The 20,292-nt window shown below is 59.4% G+C and carries 20 protein-coding genes; 6 read left to right on the top strand and 14 right to left on the bottom strand.

Annotation, left to right across the window (positions count from 1 at the left end):
* Positions 1-102: 102 nt before the first annotated feature.
* The 3 genes from AC1DK3_RS08400 to eno form a co-directional block, all read right to left on the bottom strand.
* A complete protein-coding gene (locus tag AC1DK3_RS08400) occupies positions 103-603 on the bottom strand; it encodes a hypothetical protein (protein WP_477191781.1) in 501 nt (166 codons plus the stop codon).
* Between the two features lie 93 nt (positions 604-696).
* Positions 697-996, bottom strand: coding sequence for a hypothetical protein (locus AC1DK3_RS08395; RefSeq protein WP_477191780.1), 300 nt, complete (start codon positions 994-996; stop codon positions 697-699).
* 557 nt (positions 997-1,553) lie between these two features.
* Complete coding sequence (gene eno / locus AC1DK3_RS08390) at positions 1,554-2,840, bottom strand: phosphopyruvate hydratase (RefSeq protein ID WP_477191779.1); 1,287 nt, start codon at positions 2,838-2,840, stop codon at positions 1,554-1,556.
* A 290-nt stretch (positions 2,841-3,130) separates the two neighbouring features.
* Here eno and queC point away from each other — a divergent pair, with 290 nt between their 5' ends.
* Entirely contained in the window at positions 3,131-3,844 is a 714-nt protein-coding gene (gene queC, locus AC1DK3_RS08385) for a 7-cyano-7-deazaguanine synthase QueC (protein WP_477191778.1), read from the top strand.
* Between the two features lie 12 nt (positions 3,845-3,856).
* On the opposite strand, the gene AC1DK3_RS08380 is transcribed toward queC, so the two are convergent.
* Together AC1DK3_RS08380 and AC1DK3_RS08375 are read right to left on the bottom strand one after the other, a co-directional pair.
* Positions 3,857-4,279, bottom strand: a complete 423-nt coding sequence (locus AC1DK3_RS08380; protein WP_477192888.1) for a PaaI family thioesterase — start codon at positions 4,277-4,279, stop codon at positions 3,857-3,859.
* 76 nt (positions 4,280-4,355) lie between these two features.
* A complete protein-coding gene (locus AC1DK3_RS08375) occupies positions 4,356-4,607 on the bottom strand; it encodes a hypothetical protein (RefSeq protein WP_477191777.1) in 252 nt (83 codons plus the stop codon).
* Between the two features lie 350 nt (positions 4,608-4,957).
* Here AC1DK3_RS08375 and AC1DK3_RS08370 point away from each other — a divergent pair, with 350 nt between their 5' ends.
* Together AC1DK3_RS08370 and AC1DK3_RS08365 are read left to right on the top strand one after the other, a co-directional pair.
* Positions 4,958-5,767, top strand: a complete 810-nt coding sequence (locus tag AC1DK3_RS08370; protein WP_477191776.1) for a glycosyltransferase family 2 protein — start codon at positions 4,958-4,960, stop codon at positions 5,765-5,767.
* 14 nt (positions 5,768-5,781) lie between these two features.
* On the top strand, positions 5,782-6,816 hold the full coding sequence (locus AC1DK3_RS08365) for a glycosyltransferase (protein WP_477191775.1): 1,035 nt from the start codon (positions 5,782-5,784) through the stop codon (positions 6,814-6,816).
* 26 nt (positions 6,817-6,842) lie between these two features.
* Here the strand turns inward: AC1DK3_RS08365 and AC1DK3_RS08360 are convergent, their stop codons facing one another.
* Positions 6,843-8,189, bottom strand: a complete 1,347-nt coding sequence (locus AC1DK3_RS08360; RefSeq protein ID WP_477191774.1) for a glycosyltransferase family 4 protein — start codon at positions 8,187-8,189, stop codon at positions 6,843-6,845.
* Between the two features lie 164 nt (positions 8,190-8,353).
* On the opposite strand from AC1DK3_RS08360, the gene AC1DK3_RS08355 reads away from it, so the two are divergent.
* Positions 8,354-8,587, top strand: coding sequence for a hypothetical protein (locus AC1DK3_RS08355; protein ID WP_477191773.1), 234 nt, complete (start codon positions 8,354-8,356; stop codon positions 8,585-8,587).
* Positions 8,588-8,607: 20 nt separating this feature from the next.
* On the opposite strand, the gene AC1DK3_RS08350 is transcribed toward AC1DK3_RS08355, so the two are convergent.
* The 6 genes from AC1DK3_RS08350 to AC1DK3_RS08325 all read right to left on the bottom strand — a co-directional run bounded on the left by AC1DK3_RS08350 (position 8,608) and on the right by AC1DK3_RS08325 (position 15,113).
* The gene (locus tag AC1DK3_RS08350; RefSeq protein ID WP_477191772.1) at positions 8,608-9,339 is read right to left on the bottom strand and encodes a hypothetical protein; all 732 of its coding nucleotides are present in this window, start codon (positions 9,337-9,339) and stop codon (positions 8,608-8,610) included.
* 142 nt (positions 9,340-9,481) lie between these two features.
* Positions 9,482-10,672: a hypothetical protein gene (locus tag AC1DK3_RS08345; RefSeq protein ID WP_477191771.1), complete on the bottom strand. Its 1,191-nt coding sequence runs from the start codon at positions 10,670-10,672 to the stop codon at positions 9,482-9,484.
* A gap of 1,022 nt (positions 10,673-11,694) precedes the next feature.
* A complete protein-coding gene (locus AC1DK3_RS08340) occupies positions 11,695-12,837 on the bottom strand; it encodes an alpha-hydroxy acid oxidase (protein WP_477191770.1) in 1,143 nt (380 codons plus the stop codon).
* A 46-nt stretch (positions 12,838-12,883) separates the two neighbouring features.
* Positions 12,884-13,264 (bottom strand): cyclophilin-like fold protein, encoded by a 381-nt coding sequence (locus AC1DK3_RS08335; protein WP_339084157.1) that lies wholly within the window; start codon positions 13,262-13,264, stop codon positions 12,884-12,886.
* A gap of 245 nt (positions 13,265-13,509) precedes the next feature.
* A complete protein-coding gene (locus AC1DK3_RS08330; protein WP_477191769.1) occupies positions 13,510-14,751 on the bottom strand; it encodes a beta-ketoacyl-[acyl-carrier-protein] synthase family protein in 1,242 nt (413 codons plus the stop codon).
* Positions 14,752-14,843: 92 nt separating this feature from the next.
* Complete coding sequence (locus AC1DK3_RS08325) at positions 14,844-15,113, bottom strand: acyl carrier protein (RefSeq protein ID WP_477191768.1); 270 nt, start codon at positions 15,111-15,113, stop codon at positions 14,844-14,846.
* Between the two features lie 317 nt (positions 15,114-15,430).
* Between AC1DK3_RS08325 and AC1DK3_RS08320 the strand changes: the two genes are divergently transcribed.
* Both AC1DK3_RS08320 and AC1DK3_RS08315 read left to right on the top strand, forming a co-directional pair.
* Positions 15,431-17,149 (top strand): long-chain-fatty-acid--CoA ligase, encoded by a 1,719-nt coding sequence (locus tag AC1DK3_RS08320; protein ID WP_477191767.1) that lies wholly within the window; start codon positions 15,431-15,433, stop codon positions 17,147-17,149.
* The gene (locus AC1DK3_RS08315) at positions 17,146-17,583 is read left to right on the top strand and encodes a MerR family transcriptional regulator (protein WP_477191766.1); all 438 of its coding nucleotides are present in this window, start codon (positions 17,146-17,148) and stop codon (positions 17,581-17,583) included. Before AC1DK3_RS08320 ends, AC1DK3_RS08315 begins: the two co-directional genes overlap by 4 nt.
* A gap of 4 nt (positions 17,584-17,587) precedes the next feature.
* Here AC1DK3_RS08315 and AC1DK3_RS08310 read toward each other — a convergent pair whose 3' ends face one another.
* Positions 17,588-18,907 carry a class I SAM-dependent methyltransferase gene (locus AC1DK3_RS08310; RefSeq protein ID WP_477191765.1) on the bottom strand — a complete coding sequence of 440 codons (1,320 nt, stop codon included), beginning with the start codon at positions 18,905-18,907 and terminating at the stop codon, positions 17,588-17,590.
* A 79-nt stretch (positions 18,908-18,986) separates the two neighbouring features.
* Positions 18,987-20,291, bottom strand: coding sequence for an acetyl-CoA C-acetyltransferase (locus tag AC1DK3_RS08305; protein WP_477191764.1), 1,305 nt, complete (start codon positions 20,289-20,291; stop codon positions 18,987-18,989).
* Between the last annotated feature and the right edge of the window lies 1 nt (position 20,292).

Below are 20,292 nucleotides of genomic sequence, written 5' to 3'. Positions count from 1 at the left end.
GGGGGATCGCCGATAACGAGCAAACGACATGCCAGCGGCTGACATGATTAATATCGATTAACGACTGGACGCCGGGACCTACGATCCCAGCATGAACGCCAGCTAGCGGCTGCCGCCGGACGAACTACCGCCGGAGCCCGCTGCGGCCCCAGCGCGCGCAGACCCGGTAGCCGATGATCCCGGTGCCGGAAGCCCGGCACCGGATGTCCCCGTGCTCAAACCGTTATTCGATGGAGCACCACGTAGGATCGTGTTGTAGGAACTTCCGGACGAACCTGGGTGCAGCCCGCTCGCGTCCGGATTCTTCCGGACTGCTGCGCTCACGCCATCATCGATCTGAAGACGTTGCGAATTCGGAGCAGCCGGATCGATACGCTTTGTTTCCACCGGTGCGCCGAGACTTCCCGGAGCCTCAGTCGACGTGCGGGGATTTTGTTGAAGCGCGCGCGCCGCGTCGCGGGCATTCTGTTGCGTCACGCTTTGCTGAATTCGCATGCTCTCGGGGAGCGATTGATCCGCTGACTGCGCTGTTGCGGCCTGAGTCCATGAAACCGTCACGCTCGCGATGAGCAGCGTCACGGCCGATGCCATATCAACGCGCATTACAGGAAATCCTTTCTCCAAAAGAGAACGGGCCCCCGCCTGCCGTTTCCACCTATGAAAAGAAGACCCCGGAGGCCGGGGCCTTCAAGTCGATTACTTCGACGAATCGCCAGGCTTCTTATTGGACGGACCGTTGGTGCTGTCTTCCGCACCCTTCACACCGGTCGCATCCTGGGAAGGTGACATACCCTGCTCCCCTGTGCCTGCGCCGCTGTTTGATGTGTTGCCGTTCGCGTCCATCGCGGGACCATTTTTCCCGCCGGGATCACCCTTGACGCCCGGCCCCGAACTCGACGGCGAACTCGGCTGGTTATCCGTGGACGTATCAGCTGCGATTGCCGGCGCAACACCGAACAGGGCTGCGAACGCGCATGCCGCAATGAGTTTCTTCATGGCGTATCCATCCTTTGGTTTCTTTCCTTGCGAGGAGGAAACGCACCGGCCGGCGGCAGCGTTCCGCTGCTAAGACACGAACCCGATCACATTCCGAAAATCAGTCTTTGCCGCGTATCCCACGCATGACGAGCCGATAGAGGAACCAGACGGCAAAAAACGGCGCGGCAAGAATGAGTATTACCAAATCCGACGCCAGGCCAATGCCGCGGCGTAGCAAGGCCCACGCTTTGGATTTCGGCGGCTCAGGAAATTCGCCGGGAATATGCTCGCGCGTTGGCTGCAGTGGCTCGATGTTTTGCCGGGACGCCCGGCGCTGAACCCAGGCACGGCGGCGAAAATGATCGATCCTCCGCGCGTGGTTCGCGCCTCGGAAAGTGACTGATCTCGTTTGACGCATTACGCTTACACTCATGGGAACGAAACGCGCGGAACGTAGTAGCGTTCCGGCGTCACATTACCGCGAGAAAGAGCAATAAAAGCTCAATAAAAAGCCACATTAACGGGCCTAAGACGACAGCTCGCATTGGCTGGCCGAGAGCCGTCTTCAGGCTCCGCTATCGCGACGTGCGCTTCAGGATCGACCGGCCCGCGTAAACCGCGACTGCGCCGAGTTCTTCTTCGATCCGGATGAGCTGGTTGTATTTTGCCAAACGGTCCGAGCGCGACAGCGATCCCGTTTTGATCTGACCACAATTCGTCGCAACGGCGAGATCGGCAATCGTCGAGTCTTCCGTTTCACCCGAACGATGCGACATGACTGCCGAATACCCAGCGCGCTGCGCCATGCTCACAGCGTCCAGCGTCTCCGACAATGAGCCGATCTGGTTGACCTTCACGAGGATAGAGTTCGCGATGCCTTTGTCGATACCTTCGGCAAGACGTTCCGTATTCGTCACGAAGAGATCGTCGCCGACCAGCTGAACGCGCTTGCCGATCAAATCGGTCAAGATCTTCCATCCGGCCCAGTCGTCCTCGGCCATTCCGTCTTCGATCGAGATGATCGGAAAACGGTTCACGAGATCCTCAAGATATTTGGCGTTGCTGGCGCTGTCGAGCGACTTGCCTTCGCCTGTGAGCTGATACTTCCCGTTCTTGTAGTATTCGGTCGAGGCGCAATCGAGCGCCAGCATCACGTCGTCGCCCGGCTTGTAACCGGCCTTCTCGATCGATTTCATGATGAAGGTCAGAGCTTCGTCGGCGCTCTTCAGGTTCGGTGCGAAGCCGCCCTCGTCTCCGACTGAAGTATTATGGCCAGCGTCCTTGAGGTTCTTCTTCAAGGTGTGGAAGATTTCAGCGCCGATGCGGATGGCGTCCGCGCATGACTCGGCCGCAACCGGCATGATCATGAATTCTTGGATGTCGATCGGATTGTCGGCGTGAGCCCCGCCGTTGATGATGTTCATCATCGGCACGGGAAGAATGTGCGCGTTGACGCCGCCGATATAGCGATAGAGCGGAAGATCGTTCGAACGCGCGGCTGCCTTCGCGACGGCAAGCGAGACGCCGAGAATGGCGTTGGCGCCAAGGCGGCTCTTGTTGTCCGTTCCATCGAGCTGAAGCAACGCCGCGTCGATCCCGCGCTGCTCTTCGGCATCCATGCCTGAAAGCGCATCGAAGATCTCGCCATTGACGGCATCGACCGCTTTCCAGACGCCCTTGCCCTGGTAGCGCTCATTGTCCCCGTCCCTGAGCTCGATCGCTTCATGCGCCCCGGTCGAAGCACCCGACGGTACGGCCGCGCGTCCCTCTGATCCGTCTTCGAGAAGCACATCCACTTCGACCGTCGGATTGCCTCTGCTGTCGAGGATTTCGCGGCCGATGATGTCGACGATAGCGGTCATGTGCGTTCCTGGTGTTGGATCTTGTGTCGGGAAGGGGCGTTTTCGGGAGTTTCGCGCCCGGTTATTAAACCCTAATGTCGGTGCAGCAAAGACCCGCCGGGCGGTCTGCGACTACCCTATGGGCCAGGTGACTGTAGAGAAGTGCCAGTGAGATCGAGTGAGATAACGTGTTCGACGATAAAAGAGAAACACACCCGAGATGCCGGGGTTGCGCTAAATAAGCGGTCCCGGAGGGTTTTCATCCCAAAACGGAGCCATCCACAGCCCTTCTGAGAAAGAATCGTCACCCCGTGCCGGAATCTTCTGCTCTTGTTCTTTTTTCGGGTGGCCAGGACTCGACCGTATGCCTGGCCTGGGCGCTTGATCGGTATGACCGCGTCGAAACGGTCGGATTCAGGTACGGACAGCGCCACAGCGTCGAACTCGAGCAGCGCGCCGTCATACGCTCGAAGCTCGCGCGCCTCGGTCCTGCGGGACGGCGACTCGGTGGCGATACGGTCCTCGACTTGCCCGCCCTCCAAAGCATCAGCGATACCGCGCTCACCCGCGAGACGGAAATTACGTTTGCGGCCACCGGATTGCCGACGACGTTCGTGCCGGGGCGCAATCTACTATTCCTCACCTATGCCGCAGCGCTCGGATACCGGCGCGGTATCGCCACACTCGTCGGCGGCATGTGCGAAACGGACTTCTCCGGTTACCCGGATTGCCGCAACGATACGATACAGGCGATGGCGCAGTCCCTGTCGTTGGGACTGGCGACACCCGTCGCCATCGAAACCCCGCTGATGTTCATCGACAAGGCCGCAACTTGGGAAATGGCGTCGAAACTCGGTGGCGACGACCTGATCCAGATCATCCTCGAAGACACCCACACCTGCTACTTGGGCGACCGCACGAACCGTCACGAGTGGGGCTATGGCTGCGGCGCGTGCCCGGCTTGCGATCTTCGCGCCAAAGGCTGGGCGGAATGGCAAGCGCGCACAAATCGCGAGTTGCCTTAGAAAGGGTAGATCTCAGAAAGGGTAGATCAGGCACGTCGTCGTCGCGTGCGCGATGAGCTTGCCTCTGGTGTCCGTCAATCGCCCTTCGGCCGCCGCGCCCCGTCGCCCGCGCGACAGCAGTGTTCCTTCGGCACGAACGGTGCCGGTATCTTTCGTCATCGGACGGAGCAACGAAACCTTGAATTCCATCGTCGTGAAACCGGTGCCCTTTGGAAGCGTCGAAAGCACCGCGCACGCCATGCAGGAGTCGAGCAGCGTCGCTGTATACCCTGCGTGTACGGTTCGAATGGGGTTGTAGTGCTCTTCGCGAGGTTCAGAAACGAACACCGTCCGCCCCTCCTCCGCTTCGACCAGACGGAAGCCGAGCGTCTTCGAAATTGGCGGTCCCGGCAGATCGCCGCGCATCATGGCGGTGAGAAACTCCAGCCCGATCATTGAAGTCAGCGTCGCAAGATCGACGATGCCGACATTGTCCGGCCCGGGAGTTGGCTGCAAGGGTTGGTCCCTTCGGTCAGGCTTCTAACGCAAACGGATGGGAACCCGTCGCGCGATCGACGTTCAGTGTGACGCCGCCGAAAGTGATTGGCGTATTGATCTTGGCTTCGTAGTAGCCGCTCACGAAAGACACGTAAGTGCCCGGCGGGGGTGTAATGCCCGCGCTGAAAGCCTGGGCGCCGAGCCCGTATGAAGAAAAGCCCATTTCGGCGGCGTTGGCGCTTGAAACGAGGCCCATGGAGAGCGCGCCGCCGATAACGATTGCCATGCTCGTTCGCATTCCAGGAACCCTTTCCAAGAACGCAACAGCAATCGAAAAAGGGTACTTGACTCATATCCTGCCCGCTGTAGCGGGAGCGCCACGGTGCGTCGTTATTCATTGAACTGAGAAAAAGTACTCACGCCGCGGCTTTCGGGGTGCGACCCAAACTTGCCCTTTGGACAATGCGAGCGGCCTCGCCGTTGGCGGCATGGATACTCGTTGTCGGCGGTCTGTCGCGCAATAATCGAACTCGAAATCATACAAGTCTGTAACTATCCGAACGCATTGGAAATGCAGACGCACATTGCGCTCGCACACGCGGCGTTTATATCTTCCGGGCTTTGCGGAGACCGCCTATGGACGATGCCGTGCCTCGTCTTCCCATTTCTGCGTTTATCATTTGCCTCAACGAAGAGCGCTATCTCGGCAATTGCATAGAGAGCCTCGCCAAGTGTGCGGAGATCGTCATCGTCGATTCCGGATCGACGGATGGCACGCTCGCGTTGATCCGCACTTACATCGACAAGGGATGGCCGATCCGCTTGTTCCAGGAAGCCTGGCGCGGTTACGCGGCACAGAAGCAGTTCGCGCTCGACCAATGCAACCAGTCTTGGGCTCTCAACATCGATGCCGACGAACGTTTGGATTCGACGCTCGTCAAGGCGTTACCGGAGCTGATCGGAGCGGACGTCGTCGGCTGGCGTGTGGCGCGCCGGCCCTATTTGATTGGCCTCGGCTACACGCCGGAGCACGTTCGCGAGCGCAAAAACCTTCGTCTTATCCGGAAAGGCAAAGGCGCCTACGATCTATCGCAAACGGTTCACGAAGGCATTATCCCCTCAGGGCAGGTCAACGACGCCGAGGCCGGCAGCATCCTGCATTTTCGTCCGCTCATAATGGATGAGCAAATTCTGAAGGAAAATCGCTACTCCACCCTCAAAGCGGATCAGCAGGTGGCGCAAGGAAAGCCCGCGAGCGTGTTGAAGCTTATCTTCAGCCCGCCGATGTATTTCCTCCGGCTTTATTTTCGCCACGGTCTATGGCGTTGTGGCGCTCCGGGCTTCATCCAATCTGCAACCGGCGCGGTGTATGCGTTTTTGACCCAAGCTAAAATCTATCAACGTCACGCGATGAAGCGCCATCCCACTGTCGACTCAGCCGGCTAACTACGGGCACGCGAATGCACGTGATGCACTATCACTTCGGCAAGGACGGCGGTGCGGAGCGCTTTTTCGTTCACCTTGTCCGTGCGCTCGCCCGACGCGGCGTCGAGCAAACCGTCGTCATTCGCAAAGATAGAAGTTGGCGCGGCGAGATCGAAGGCTTGGCGAACATCATCGAAAGCAACTTCCGCAATCTTTCGCCCGAACGGATTTTATTGCCGCTCAAGGTAAAGCGCATCGCTCGAGCGACGAAGCCCGATGCGCTCTTCGCATGGGCTACGAGGGCGAGCCGCCTCATGCCGAATTACAACGACTGCATCCGGATCTCGCGGCTCGGCGACTTCCCGACAAATCTCAGCTATTTCAAGAATTGCGATGTTCTCGTCTGCAATACGCCGGCCATCGGCGAGCATGTCCGAAAGATCGGATGGAAGCGCGGCGTCGAGGTCATCTCCAACTTCACAAACACCGATCGTGCCGTTCCAGCCAATCGCGCGGAACTCGGCACGCCGCCTTCCGCGCCTGTGGTCATGTCGATGGGCCGCTTCGTCGAGCGTAAGGGCTTTGCACAACTCATCGCGGCTGTGTCGACGCTGCCGGGAGTTCATCTCTGGCTCGCAGGCGACGGCGAAGAGCGCGCCAATCTTGAAAAGCTCGCGATGCATCTTCGGATGTTCGATCGGATACGATTTCTCGGCTGGCAATCCGATCCGCGTCCGTATCTCGCGGCAGCCGACATTTTCGTTATGCCGTCAAGTCACGAGCCGCTCGGAAACGTCATCCTCGAAGCTTGGGCGCAACAAAAGCCTGTTGTATCAAGCCGCGCCGAAGGACCGTCCTGGTTCATGCGGGACGGCGAGAACGGATTGCTCGTCGACATCGGCGATGTGAAAGGTCTTTCGGACGCAATTGCGCGATTGATCGCCACCCCGGATCTCGCGGCGCGAATTGCCGAAAACGGCAATAGGACACTTTCAGACTGGTTTTCCGAAGAAGCGGTCGCCAACGCGTATATCGACCTCTTCAAGCAGAAGCCCTCGAAACCAGCGTAGACTTGCCTCGCCTGACGGTCGCTTGCTCAATGCGTGTGGTTGCGGTGCGAGTATTCCACGTCGCCGAGCGGCAGACCGTCGAGACCACTTGCGTTCGCTTCCGAGGCCGGCGCCGGGCATCGCAATAAGGCTCGATAGACTTCGAGGATCTTTCCTGCTTCGGTTTCAATCGAGAACTCTGCCGCGACGCGGGCGCGACCTGCTACTCCCATTTCCTCAGCACGTTCCGGATCGTCCAGCAAGCGGGCCGTGGCTGCCGCGAGTGCCTCAACATCCGAGGGCGCGACCAGAATACCGGTATCATCGGCCACGATCTCCGGAAAAGCTCCGACCGTCGTTGCGACGACCGGCAAGCCACTTGCCATAGCTTCGAGCGGCGTGACGCCAAATCCTTCCCATCGTTGCGGAGCGACAAAGACATCGAGCGCGCGATACCACCGCGGCATTTCCGACGTTCCGACTTCCGGCAAAATCAGAAGCCGGTCAGCGAGCCCAGCAGCGACGATCTTATCCCGAAGCGCCGCCAGAAAGTCCGTATGCGTGAAGGTTGCACGCCCTACCAATACTGCGCCGACGCCGGGGCGCGCCGCGAGTACGCGCAGCATGGCGTCCACGAAAACATCGCTGCCTTTTCCGGGGCGAATGCGGCCAAAGCAGCCAACCAGTTTCAGGCCGGGAAGACCAAGCTCGTCGCGCGCGGCAGCCCGGTTTTGAGCCGGATGAAAGGCGTCGGTGTTGATGCCATGGCCAATCACTGTCGCCGGATACTGGAGATACGTTGCTGTTTTGGCGGACGTCGCGATCAACCCGTCCATGCGGGCGATCAACGAGCGGGTCCAGCGGGTATGATGGCGTTGCGAAGCCGATGTGAACACGAGCCGTAAAGGGAAGCCAAGCACGTCCCGCAACACGACTCCGGCCAGCATCTCGATATTCCGGCGCGCGTGCCAAATCCGACATTCTCCGTCAGCTGGCTTTCGCCAAAGCATCGGCAGATCGAGAACGCTCATTTTCGGCGTTGATGGCGCCAACCCGGGACCCAAGGCAGCAATTCTCGCGCTGCGCGCCAAAACAGGCAAAATCCGTTCGAGCGTGGACGTGACGCCCGAAAGACGCCGGGTGAAATTCGGCGCGACGATCTCGAGGTCAGGTATGGATACCGGCGTCGAGGGTCCGGCCGCGTTAGCGCCTGGCGCATTACCGCTGCCCGGCCGACTGCTCTCTGTACGTCCGTTTTCCGTCAGAGTGTTGAGAAGGCGGCCCCGCCGCGGTGGTCGATCCTTGTGGAAGCCACTCCCGCTTCCAGCTTGATAACGCTGATAAAGCGACCCGATGGACCCGGGGGAAAACGCCCGCCTTTGACCAATCGCCATTGTGCCTCCCGGCAAGCCGCTAAAATGGGCTCGTCAGGAGTTCTTGGTGGTCAGCAAAGGCTGAATAGCGTTCGTTTTGTTACTGTTTTGTATGCGTTGCGTTGCTGGCTATTCCGTGATGGCATCTGCGCAACAATAACAGCATGCATTGACGGGATCAGACGGTGCCCCAAGACGAACAACCCGATTTTGCGCCGATCGCGCTGATCTTCCTGGTCGTGCTGGGCATTTTCGGAATCGTTCATGCCGTCATGGGGAATGGCCGCAATCTCGTCGACTACGCGATAGCGGTCATGCTTTGGCTCGGCGCGTGCTTGCTCGTCGTTGCTGCAGTCAATCAGGCTTTCCGCGCGACACGGGCCATTGCCGAGTTCATCAGGGCACGAAAGGCGAAGTGAACCGTCGTCAGCATGATCTTTCAATAATGCGGCGGAACGCTGAATTCAGCGCGAATTTCGTCATTGATGTGAATGCGGTTTACGAGACGGCGAAGGAAATTTCTTGTCTTTCGAAACCGCAGAATTGATTTCCTCGCCAGACTGACGTTGCCCCCGTGATGTCTTAGATAGATCGCTGCGGGAAACGGAACTCTCTCGAGCCTTCGCCCCAATGCTGCGCTGTGTTTTGCGTACTCTGTGTGTTTTCCGTGTTCTATGATCGCGCAGACGCCGACGCCCGGCGTCAGATCATTTTCCCCGAGATAGAAGACGCCGCACGTGCCGCAATGGCTTGGAAAATCATTCGTCAGGCGGAAATTCTGTCCGGCGACATTGAACAAATATCCGGCCTGAAATAGGTAGCCGATCTTATTGTCCGTGCTCGCTATGTGCCTCGTCAGGCGATTACTGACGAGATCGTCCGCGTCCATCATCACGACATACCCGCCACCGCGACGACAAACTTCTTCGGCAAGCCTGCGAAGTTTGATCGTCTTGTCGTGTACCTTTTCCCCCCATGTCTGAGGGACTTCTCCTTGTACGTAAAGAAATTCCAATCGGGGATCATCAATGAACCGAGAAGCTGGAACGTCGTTGCATGCCACCAGCACACGAAGGTTTCCTTCCTGCGTAAGCACGGACTGCAGGGTCTGGTCCAACAACTCGACAACATGATCCCAATTGTTTGCCGCGAGCCGGGCAATCAGGGGCATGCAAAAATATATCGTATCTTCGGTCATTCACACCCGTTTTTGCTCACCGCAGGGAGGAGTCGTGAGTCGCGTCCAATGCGTACACCTATCCCGGTTTGAATAGTCGATCACATGGCCGGCGACCAGGGGCGCATGTGTCTATCTAACCTCCCACGGCGCTGCGAACGCGTGCGTGAAGCGGACGGATGTATTGCTTTTCGAAGGGCTGAAAGAGAGCATTGAACCCAAGTCCCAAACGCGAACGCCATAAAAGTATTTTGATTGCCCATCGGGCTACGCGATCCCGGCGTGGCATGCGTCGAAGAATATCGTACCAAAACGTCAGCTCGACCTGTGACAGGCCTTGGATTGAGAGGATTCGAGATGGGCTCGGTACCCGCGTAAAGGTCGGCTCGACGCCACCGGTCGCCACGTAGAGACCCATCGCGGTGCGAATACACTTTTCACATTCCTCGCAATTGAGGCGGTTGCCCACGTCACTCGGCTCCCTACAGACACCGAGCCTTGATAGGGCATCTGGGAATTTGGCAAGATAAGCCATCTTATCGACCCTCAGAGTATCCGCACCTCCGCCGACGACTGGAAATCGCGATGAGCCGAGGAGGTGCGTCATGTACTGGTTGTTCCCCCACGGCATGATCTCGAGGTCTTCGCCGAAGGTAAAGTCCGCGGCGATGCTGGCACCCGCGTGGGTCGCGCTCAACGTGTGTGCGATGGCGGAAAGACCAAGCTGCGTGTCGAGTTCATACTGGATGCAGAACTGCTTCCAATTCGTCGAACAGACGAGCGCCGGCAGACCTAGAGATTGAGCGATCGCCGATACTCGCTGTTCGATGAGTGGAAAAACCTTCGTATCCGACAACGGATAGTCGAAGCCGTGAACAAGAAAGACGCTGCCCGGCATGCGGTTGTCGCGTCCTGCGTCGCCCGCGCGATTTGTAAAGATGGAGAACATGCTGTCGACGCCGCCCGAGAAAGGATACGTCCATGGCAGCGAGCCCGGACGGGGCGCCTCTTCAATTTCACTTTCAGCGAAAAGCTTGGCTTGCTTGTATTTATCCGGACGCCATTGCGACCAGATTTTCGTGTAGCGTTCGGCATTCTCGAGAAGCTTGGCGTCGACCGCTCCGCGAACGTATAAATTGCTGCCAGTTTTCATTGCGATCGGCAACGCCGCCAGCAGTGCGAAATTGGCGTTTGGAGGCTCGACGCCGACGATACTCGCCGGACCCCGCCAATCGAACCAAATTGTGCGCGCGATTTCCGGGATATCAACTTCGATACGTGATCCCGAAATACGCGGCACTGCTGTAATTGCGGCGATCGAATTCATCTCGAGACGTCCATCGCTTGGATTGATAAAAAATCGTGTTCGTGGCCGGCGCGATATCTCAAGAGCCATTAGTGGCTAACGATGTCATGCATCCGCCGTTCGACGACAGCTTCACGCCAAGCATTTCGTGGCGCTCGACATGGTTCATTGCTATCGAGTATTTCACAGAGAGCTTTGGTGATATTCGAGCAGGACAGTTCAGAAGATCAATGCGGAAAGTAGGGATCGTATGCGCGTTCAACCCAGGCAACACAGGCATGTTCTCGGTTGATCTCGCGGCCAGCCGAGTGTTCGACGCATGGAATATCGAACACACTCTCATCAATTTTCAGAAGCGACGCTGGCGATTGCCCTTCAAGTATCGGGTCTGCAGGAGCCCGAACAAGCTTGCACAGTACTCACACCTGCTCTTCTGGGGTGATTTCCAGAACAATCCCGTATACGGCACACGGGATTTTGCAAACCGGGAAGTCAAGTTCGGCTACGCGCGCACGGCCGCTGACGGCGTTGCCAACTGGACGGGCCTGCATCTCGAACTTTCCAGTATTCTGCCGAAGACCACTGTCGTCGCCTCAATCGGCAACTGCTTTCTTGGGTCGCGGGAGGCGGCGACACGGCACAACCTCTCCGCATCGCTAAAGGCTTTTGCCGACAGCGCAATACGGATCTTGCCACGAGAATCCCAGTCCGGGGCGGAACTTGTGGAAGCCGCGGGGGGCTCACCACGCAGCAACATCTTGACCGGACTTGACCCGGCGTTTTTGCTGGATCCCGAGAAAAGAGAGGATTTTCGGGAGCGCAAATATTTCGGATACTGCTTTGCAAGATCCAAGGTCCAAGATGTCACCGAAGGGCTCGGCGCAATCAGCAAGGCGACGGGATTGACGCCTATTGAAGTTCCGTGGCGCGTCGGCAAGCGAAGAGTATCGCAGAGGCAGATTTTTTCCGGCGCGTTGGAGGCGTTCGCAAAATGCCGGTTCATCGTGAGCGACGTCTACCACCTCACAGTGAATGCGACTCGTTCAGGTCTCAAGGGTGCTTGGCGTTATCCCGTCGATGGTGCGCACGCCTGCGAGCGCCATCGTGACGTCGAGCTCCTTGGCGATGATGTCTATGGCTTTGCTGACGCCCGCCTCGCCCGCGGCGCACAAGCCGTAGAGATAGGCGCGTGCAATCAGGCACGACTTCGCTCCGAGTGCCAACGCGCGGAATACGTCCTGGCCGGATCGGATTCCACCGTCGAACATGATCTCGATGTCCGATCCGACTGCGTCGACAATGCGCGGCAGCATGGAGATCGACGATACGGCGCCGTCGAGCTGGCGGCCGCCGTGGTTCGAAACAACGATTGCGCTCGCTCCTGATTGGGCCGCGAGGCGTGCATCTTCGACGTCGAGGATGCCCTTGATAATGAGCTTGCCGGGCCATTGCTCGCGAACCCAGGCGACGTCGTCCCACGACAGCGCCTGGTCGAACTGACTGCCGATCCAATCCCTGTAGGAGGCGAGGCCCTCGGTCCCCGCGATGCGCCCCTGGACGTTTCCGAAGGACTTCCGTTTGCCCATGAGGACATTGGCGATCCAGGCAGGTTTCGACAGCGTGTTGGCGATCGTGCGCAGGCGGAGGCGCGGCGGCACGGTGAGGCCGCTGTGAATATCGCGGTGGCGTTGGCCTAGAACCTGAAGGTCGACCGTCAGCACGAGCGCAGAACACTTGACAGCTCGCGCGCGGGCAATGAGATCGGCGACGAAGCCGCGATCCTTCATAAAGTAGAGCTGGAACCAGAACGGCTGCGTGACAGCGGCGGCTACGTCCTCGATCGAGCAGATCGAGAGCGTGCTGAGCGTATATGGGACGCCGGCTTTTTCGGCGGCACGGGCGGCTGCTATCTCACCATCGCGGTATGCCAATCCGCTCATGCCGACCGGCGCGAGCGCGAACGGCAGACGAGCTTTCTGCCCTAGAATGGATTGCGTTAGATTTCGATTGGCGGCGCCTGCAAGAACGCGTTGGCGGATGTTTATATTCGCGAGGTCGCGGAGATTGGCGCGGAGCGTCTCTTCGGAATACGAGCCAGATTCGTAATAGCCCATGACGTCGGCCGGTACCCGACGGTGCGCTAAACGCCGAAGATCATCGATGCAAGCAACAGAGTCGAGTGTCACGCGGTCCGTCCGAAGAGCTCACCCGCCGATTTTCAGTGAAGCGAAATCAAGCCTCTGCTTCGCTGACAGAAATGGCTACGCCCGGGTGGACGGATTTGAGCTGGCGGACGTCATCCAGAGCCTGTGCCCAGACATTGCAAGGTCCGGCGAGGCGAATTTCCCCGCGCGTTTTCGATAGCGGCGTCGGCCCGAAGCCGATTGAGATCGCATCGCCGTCGGGCCAAAAGACGATGTCGCCTGCCTTGACGAGGACGCGCGCGTCTGGCTCAGCCGCGGAGCTAACCGGCGCGTCGAAATAAATTTCTTCGCCCCACGTGCGCGCCGCCGACTCGATGGGGAGCGCAGCCCAAATGCGCTCGGCGGTCGGCGTGTCGAGCAGCCTTGCTCGAATAGCAACACCCCCGGCCCGGATGACGATTTTTCGCATACCGCACACAATCCCGACCAACTGCGCGACCGGGAGCGTCTGCGGTCGCAAAGGCGAAGTCTCTCATCGAGGCTCTCCGCCCACAAGGGGCTTGACGCCTTCGAACTCGAACAAAATGCCCCTCGCCGACCGAAAGTTGCCTAGAATCGATCGACGAGCAACGCATTGCCAATGCTGCAGATGCGAAAAGCACCTGCGCGGCTCTTTCAGAGCGACACTTTCAGACAAGCACCAAGGATCTGCGCTCAGGGAGCGGGGCCGAAGACCAGCGATGTGTTCAGACCGCCGAACGCAAGCGAGTTCGACATTGCGTACCGGAGCTTCATCTCGCGACCGACATTGGGGATGTAGTCGAGATCGCATCCCTCACCCGGCTCATCGAGCCCGATGGTCGGCGGTGCCCAGCTCTCGCGCATCGCCATGATGGTCGCGACGGCTTCGATGCCACCGCCCGCTCCCAATGGATGGCCGTGCATCGACTTCGTCGAGGAGATCGCGAGCTTGTAGGCGTGATCCTTGAAGACGTTCTTGATCGCCTTCGTCTCGTTGATGTCGTTATCCGTCGTCGCCGTACCGTGGGCGTTGAGATAGTCGATCTGGTCCGGCGTAATTCCGGCTTCCGCGATCGCCTGTAGCATGGCGACGCTCGGGCCTTCGACGGTCGGCTTGACCATGTCCTGGCTGTCGGAAGCCATGCCGTAGCCGCGAAGCTCGGCGAGGATGTTGGCGCCGCGCGCTTCTGCGTGTTCCAGGCTCTCGAGAACGAGGATGCCGGCGCCATCGGCCAGGACCGTGCCGTTACGCTTCTTGGCGAACGGGAAGCAACCCTCGGGCGACAGGACGTGGAGCGCCTGCCAGGCCTTCATGGTTCCGTAGTTGATGACGGATTCGGACGCGCCGGCGATGGCGACGTCGGCGACGCCGTCACGGATGTAGTCGCGCGCGATGCCGATGGCGTGCGTTGCGGTCGAACATGCCGAGCATGTTGCGAACGTCGGTCCCTTGACGCCGAATTCGATGCCGACGTGAGCGGCGGCCGACGAACCGATGATGCGCAGAAGCGTCAGCGGATGGGTCGCGCGCTTGTTATGAATAAAAAGGTCGCGATACGCGGTCTCGAACGTAGTGAGGCCGCCGGCGCCTGAGCCGATGATGCAGGCCGAGCGATATGGATCGGTCAGCGGCATCTCGAGGCCGGACATCTTGATCGCTTCATCCGCGGCTGCGGCGGCAAACCACGAATAGCGGTCGGCGAGCGTGATGATGCGGTCGCGCTTGAAATGCTTCAATCGCTGCTTGGGATCGAAATCCTTGATCTGCGCTGCGATCAGAATCTTGAGATCGTCCAACGGAAATCCGCCGAGTGGGCTGACGCCGGATTTCCCGGCCTTCAAACTGGCCCAGAACTCAGGCACAGTCGACCCAATCGGAGTTACTACTCCGAGGCCCGTGACGACGACACGGCGCCCCGGTTTACCATTCGACATCAATCAATCTTTCTTGTCTGACGAACGCACAGAAGCCCCATGAGGGGCCTCCGGCATTCATTCCCGTTACGCCCGAAGACGCCGCGAGGCCGTTAAGCTTTGGCTGCGGAAGCCTGCTTGGCGGCCATCAACGACTTCACCCGATCTACGACCGAGCCAACAGTCTTGAAGGCTTCGACTTCCTCGTTGGCGTTGTATGGGATCTCGATCCCAAAGCCATCTTCGATGTCGAACACGATCATCGCAAGATCAAGGGACTCGATCTTGAGATCTGTTAGCTGGGTGTCGAGCGAGATGTCGTCGCGCGGCTCCTTCATATGCTTCTTGAGGATTTCGATAACCTTAGTCGCGACTTCGTCCATCGGCCTCTCCCACCCTCGCAATGTCTGCGATGGGCCAGTTTTGCTTGGCATCTACCTAAGCCAAGACCATTTCTTCAGCAAGCGGGGGGGTCACTTATCCTTAAACAACCGGCAAGTCTAGACGCCGACCGTCGCGCACCGTCTGAGACCCCGCGAGAGGTGCCAAAGTTGTACTATCCTAGACGGGATAGGTTTGATCGAACGCTAGCTTTCGGAAACCGAATTTGACTAATATTGAGCGAGCGCTGCAAGCGTTCGAAAGTTCAGCGAAGTAAACGGGATCCGGATAACATAAAATCCAAACATACCGGACGGATATGAAACTCGAAGCAACTCAGGCGACGACGATATCTCCCCTGTGGGTCGATCATTACCCGCGTGGCGTCGATTGGCACATGCCGATACCGAAACGAACGGTGCCGGAGCTTCTCGAACGTGCGGCGAACCAGTTTCCCGGTAATCCCGCCATCAGCTTTCTCGGGCGGACAACGAGCTATTCGGCGTTGGCGGCGGAGGTCGATCGGGTCGCGGCCGGCCTGCAGTCAATCGGAGTAAAGCGGGGCAGCAAGGTTGGCCTTCTACTTCCAAACACTCCAACGTTCATTGTCTATTATTTTGCAATACTGAAAGCTGGCGGCACAGTCGTCAATTTCAATCCGCTTTATACTCTCGAAGAGCTGACGTTCCAAGTCCAGGATAGCGAGACTGAAATCATGGTAACGCATGATCTAAGCCTGCTTTTTTCCAAGGCTGAGGCACTGATGCTCAGCGGCGTTATCGCGCGATCGGTGGTCATTCCGTTCGCCAGCGTCCTGCTGCCGCTAAAATCTGTGCTCTTTCGCCTGGTAAAAAGGAAAGATGTCGCGGACTTTAGAGCGTCGCGCGCGGCCGATCGCGTCATCAATGGCATGACACTGGCCGCGACATCCGCGCCGATGACGCCCGTCACCATCGATCCGGACGAAGATGTCGCGGTGCTGCAGTACACCGGCGGCACCACGGGCACGCCCAAGGGCGCGATGCTGACGCATGCAAACCTGACTGCCAACACCGCCCAGATCGCGGCGTGGGCCGTCGATCTCGAGCCCGGAAACGAAAGCATTCTCGGGGCGCTGCCGCTGTTCCACGTCTTTGCGATGACCGTCGTGATGAACATGGGCGTCGAACTCGCGGCCAAGATCATATTGATTCCGCGGTTTCAGCTCCTCGAAGTTCTCAAGCTCCTCAATCGCGAACGGCCGACTGTTTTGCCTGCGGTCCCGACGATTTTCACCGCGATGCTCAACTATCCCGAATTCAAATCCTACGACGTCTCATCGCTGCGCTTTTGTATTTCGGGCGGGGCGCCGCTGCCGATGGAGGTCAAGCTCAGGTTCGAGGCGGTGTCGGGGGCAAAGGTCGTCGAAGGCTACGGACTTTCCGAGGCCTCTCCCGTGCTCACCTGCAATCCCGTTCAGGAGGAGCCGGTTCTGGGGTCCATCGGGCCGCCCATGCCCGGCACGACCATTTCGCTTCGCGATATCGAAGACCCGACCAAGGAAGTCGCGCAGGGCGAGCGCGGGGAACTTTGCGCCAAGGGCCCGCAGATCATGAAGGGCTATTGGAAAAAGCCTACCGAGACCGAAACGCAGTTCGTCGGAGAATTCCTCCGCACGGGCGATGTCGCGATCATGGACGAGCATGGGTATTTCTCGATCGTCGACCGGATCAAGGATCTCATCATTTGCTCCGGTTACAACGTCTATCCGCGGCGCATCGAGGAGGCGATCTACACGCATCCGGCAGTCGAAGAGGTGACCGTCATCGGCATTCCGGACGCCTATCGTGGCGAAGCGCCCAAAGCTTTCATCAAGTTGAAAAGCGGGATGTCGGCAACAGCGGCAGACATTCTCAAGCATCTGGAGCCGAAGATCTCCAAGATCGAGATGCCGGCCGAGATCGAGTTCCGCGATAGCTTGCCGAAGACGATGATCGGGAAGCTTTCCAAAAAGGAATTGGCCGCCGAGGAAGCCAAGCGCGGCCGCCCGGCGTCATGACCGGCAAAACCGCGAACGCGCTTCCGCCGGCGCTCAACGCCCTTCAGGACGCGCATCAAGAGTCCTCCTACACCATTTCGGCGCTCGCCAAGGAATTCGGAATTACAACGCGGGCCATCCGCTTTTACGAAAGCCGCGGGCTGATATCGCCGGAGCGCATCGGGACGGCGCGGCGGTATTCGAAGCGCGACAGGGCGCGGCTCATCCTGATTTTGCGTGGACGGAACCTCGGCTTCACGGTCGAAGACGTGAGCAACTATCTTTCGCTCTACGATTCAGATCCCGGCCAGCTCGCCCAGACGCGGCATCTGTTCGACAAGGTGACGGCCGCCGTCGCCGATCTCGAGACGAAGCGGCACGACATCGAGCGCTCGCTCGCGGACCTCACAGAGATCCGCGCACGCTGCGAAGCGCATCTCAAAAAGAACGCTTGAGCCTTCAGCGATAAAGATCGGCGCGCGTCGGCGGCAGAACGGGGTTCGGCTTTGCTGACTTCGATGCGAGCGTCTGGAAGAGACGCAGCGTACCGCGCGAAAACGCCAAACTTACGCCAGCCAGATACGCAACCCAGATCCGGTACTTCTCTTCGCCGACGTAGCTGATGGCCTGCTCGCGGTTGGCGGTCAGGCGCTCGCACCAGAGCTGACAGGTCCGCGCGTAGTGGAGCCGCCAACCTTCGACGTCGTGGACTTCGAACCCGGCCTGCTCCATCGCCGAAATCGAATGGCCGATATCGTCCAATTCGCCGCCCGGGAAAATGTATTTGGCAATCGCCTTCTTTTCGGGGCGCATGCGGGATTTCATCCAGCCTGTCTTTGGCTTGTGCGCGCGGCGTGAGATGGCGTGATTGAGGAACAGGCCGTCGTCGGCGAGCAGCGATCGAACCTTCCGCATATATTCCGGGATGTTCTTCAGGCCGATATGTTCGTACATGCCGATCGAGGCGATCTTGTCGTAGGTGCCCGTCAGCTTCGAATAGTCGGACAGCTCGAACGTCACCCGGTCGTCGATGCCGAGGCTTTTCGCTTTGGCGCGCGCGAACGCGAGCTGTTCTTCCGACAGCGTAACGCCGTGCGCGACGACGCCGTAGTTCTTCGCCGCGTGGCACAGGAGGCCGCCCCATCCGGCGCCGATGTCGAGCATCCGGTCGCCGGGCTTCAGACGAAGCTTCCGGCAGATCATCTCGAGCTTGTCGTGCTGCGCCTGCTCGACGCCGTTCGACCAATCCGTGTAGTACGCGCACGAGTAGACCATCTCCGGGTCGAGGAAGAGTGCGTAAAAGTCGTTCGACAGGTCGTAGTGGAACTGGACGTAGGCCTTGTTGTCCTCGGTCTTGCGGTTCTTGCCGGTGATCTCGCCCCCGAATCCATGAGCGTCGCGGGCGTCCGCAGTTTTGGCGAAGAGGAACGGCGACAGCTTCAGAGCGAGGCTCGCGAACTCGCCGGGCTTCATCTTGATGGACTTGGACTTGCGGCCATCCTGCAGGCCCAAGCCGAAATCGACGAGGGTACCGCCCGAAAAGTCGATGCCCTTCTCGACGTATTGGCGGATGATCGAATCGAGCGACGGACGGCGGAGGATTGAGCCGATGACGCCCGGATCGCGGATGGAAATCTCGAAGTCCGATTTCGGCGCGCTGCCGAGCGGCAGCCGTGTGCCGTCCCACAATCGCACCCAACCGTCGGCATTGAGGCGGCCAGCGAGACCGCGGACAAGCGAACGTGCCGCCTCGAGTTGCTTGTCGTCCTTCGCACCCATGCGCGTCCCTCGCTTGCCTTCGGCCGCAAGCTCAATAGCGCATCGAAACGGCCAAGTCTTCTCTTCCAGATCCGGCGCATTACGCCGCGGCGCGGGCCTCGATCGTCTGCGGGGCTTCCATGATCGCCGTTACGCCCATGCCGCCCGCGGTGCAGACCGAGATGAGGCCGCGGCCGCCCTTCGTCGACAAGAGCTTGGCGAGATTGGAAACGATACGGGCCCCAGTTGCAGCAAAGGGATGTCCGAAGGCGAGCGATGAGCCTTTGACGTTGAGCTTGGCGCGATCGATCGACCCGAGCGGCGCATCCTTCCCCATGTGCGTCTTGCAGTACGCCGGGTCTTCCCAGGCTTTGAGCGTGCACAGGACCTGCGCGGCGAAGGCCTCGTGGAGTTCGTAGAAGTCGAAGTCCTGCAGCGTGAGGCCGGCGCGGTCGAGCATCTTCGAGACGGCGATCGTCGGCGCCATCAGCAATCCATCGCCGCCGACGAAATTGTTGGCGATGTGCTGGCCGAACGTCAGATACGCGAGCACCGGTAGGTTCCGCGCTTTGGCCCACTCTTCGGACGCGAGCAGAACGGTTGCGGCGCCGTCGGTGAGTGGCGTTGAGTTGCCGGCTGTCAGCGTGCCCCGCTCGGATTTTTCAAAGGCGGGCTTGAGGCTCGCCAGCTTCTCGAGCGTGATGTCGGGGCGCAAATTATTGTCGCGGTAGACGCCGGCGCACGGAACGATCAGATCGTCCATGTAGCCTTCGTCGTAGGCTGCGGCGCCCTTCTTGTGGCTCTCGTAGGAGAGTTCGTCCTGATCGGCACGCGGAATGTGCCATTCCTGCGCCATCAGCTCGCAGTGTTGGCCCATCGTCAAACCCGTGCGCGGCTCGGCGACACTCGGCGGCTGCGGCGCAAGCTCGGTGGGCGAAAGTCCCTTGAAGACCTTGATCTTGTCGAGCGCCGTCTTGCCTTGCTGCGCGCCGACGAGGCGCTTGGAAAATTTCTTCGAGAACACGATCGGCGCGTCCGACGTCGTGTCGGAGCCAACGGAGATCGCGCTTTCGATTTCGCCCGTTGCAATCTTGGCGGCCGACATGAGCGCCGATTGCAGCGACGTGCCGCACGCCTGGATCAGCGTGACGCCGGGTGTCGACGGCGCGAGCTTCGTCGACAGCACCGCTTCGCGCGCCAGGTTGAAATCCTTGGAATGCGTGACGACTGCGCCGCCGACAACCTCGTCGATGTGCTGGCCCTTAAGCCCGAACCGGTCGACCAGACCGTTCAGCGCGGCCGCCATCATGTCGAGGTTCGAGAGGTCGGCATAAAACGTATTCGATCGGCAGAACGGGATGCGGACACCGCCAATCACTGCAACGCGCCGGAGTTCTCGTGCCATT

The sequence above is a fragment of the Hyphomicrobium sp. 01T421 genome, assembly GCF_056398805.1.
Note: the sequence above shows the minus strand (reverse complement) of the source record. Positions and strands in the feature narration are given on the sequence as shown.

Bases quoted from the DNA above. Each gene is read 5' to 3' on its own strand.
- AC1DK3_RS08315 (WP_477191766.1), top strand. From the start codon at position 17,146: ATGACCGGCAAAACCGCGAACGCGCTTCCGCCGGCGCTCAACGCCCTT.
- eno (WP_477191779.1), bottom strand. From the start codon at position 2,840: ATGACCGCTATCGTCGACATCATCGGCCGCGAAATCCTCGACAGCAGA.
- AC1DK3_RS08335 (WP_339084157.1), bottom strand. From the start codon at position 13,264: ATGCGAAAAATCGTCATCCGGGCCGGGGGTGTTGCTATTCGAGCAAGG.
- AC1DK3_RS08360 (WP_477191774.1), bottom strand. From the start codon at position 8,189: ATGGCGATTGGTCAAAGGCGGGCGTTTTCCCCCGGGTCCATCGGGTCG.
- AC1DK3_RS08350 (WP_477191772.1), bottom strand. From the start codon at position 9,339: ATGCCCCTGATTGCCCGGCTCGCGGCAAACAATTGGGATCATGTTGTC.
- AC1DK3_RS08325 (WP_477191768.1), bottom strand. From the start codon at position 15,113: ATGGACGAAGTCGCGACTAAGGTTATCGAAATCCTCAAGAAGCATATG.
- AC1DK3_RS08320 (WP_477191767.1), top strand. From the start codon at position 15,431: ATGAAACTCGAAGCAACTCAGGCGACGACGATATCTCCCCTGTGGGTC.
- AC1DK3_RS08330 (WP_477191769.1), bottom strand. From the start codon at position 14,751: ATGTCGAATGGTAAACCGGGGCGCCGTGTCGTCGTCACGGGCCTCGGA.
- AC1DK3_RS08380 (WP_477192888.1), bottom strand. From the start codon at position 4,279: ATGATCGGGCTGGAGTTTCTCACCGCCATGATGCGCGGCGATCTGCCG.
- AC1DK3_RS08395 (WP_477191780.1), bottom strand. From the start codon at position 996: ATGAAGAAACTCATTGCGGCATGCGCGTTCGCAGCCCTGTTCGGTGTT.
- AC1DK3_RS08310 (WP_477191765.1), bottom strand. From the start codon at position 18,907: ATGGGTGCGAAGGACGACAAGCAACTCGAGGCGGCACGTTCGCTTGTC.
- AC1DK3_RS08345 (WP_477191771.1), bottom strand. From the start codon at position 10,672: ATGAATTCGATCGCCGCAATTACAGCAGTGCCGCGTATTTCGGGATCA.
- AC1DK3_RS08305 (WP_477191764.1), bottom strand. From the start codon at position 20,291: ATGGCACGAGAACTCCGGCGCGTTGCAGTGATTGGCGGTGTCCGCATC.
- AC1DK3_RS08400 (WP_477191781.1), bottom strand. From the start codon at position 603: ATGCGCGTTGATATGGCATCGGCCGTGACGCTGCTCATCGCGAGCGTG.
- AC1DK3_RS08375 (WP_477191777.1), bottom strand. From the start codon at position 4,607: ATGGCAATCGTTATCGGCGGCGCGCTCTCCATGGGCCTCGTTTCAAGC.
- AC1DK3_RS08370 (WP_477191776.1), top strand. From the start codon at position 4,958: ATGGACGATGCCGTGCCTCGTCTTCCCATTTCTGCGTTTATCATTTGC.
- AC1DK3_RS08365 (WP_477191775.1), top strand. From the start codon at position 5,782: ATGCACGTGATGCACTATCACTTCGGCAAGGACGGCGGTGCGGAGCGC.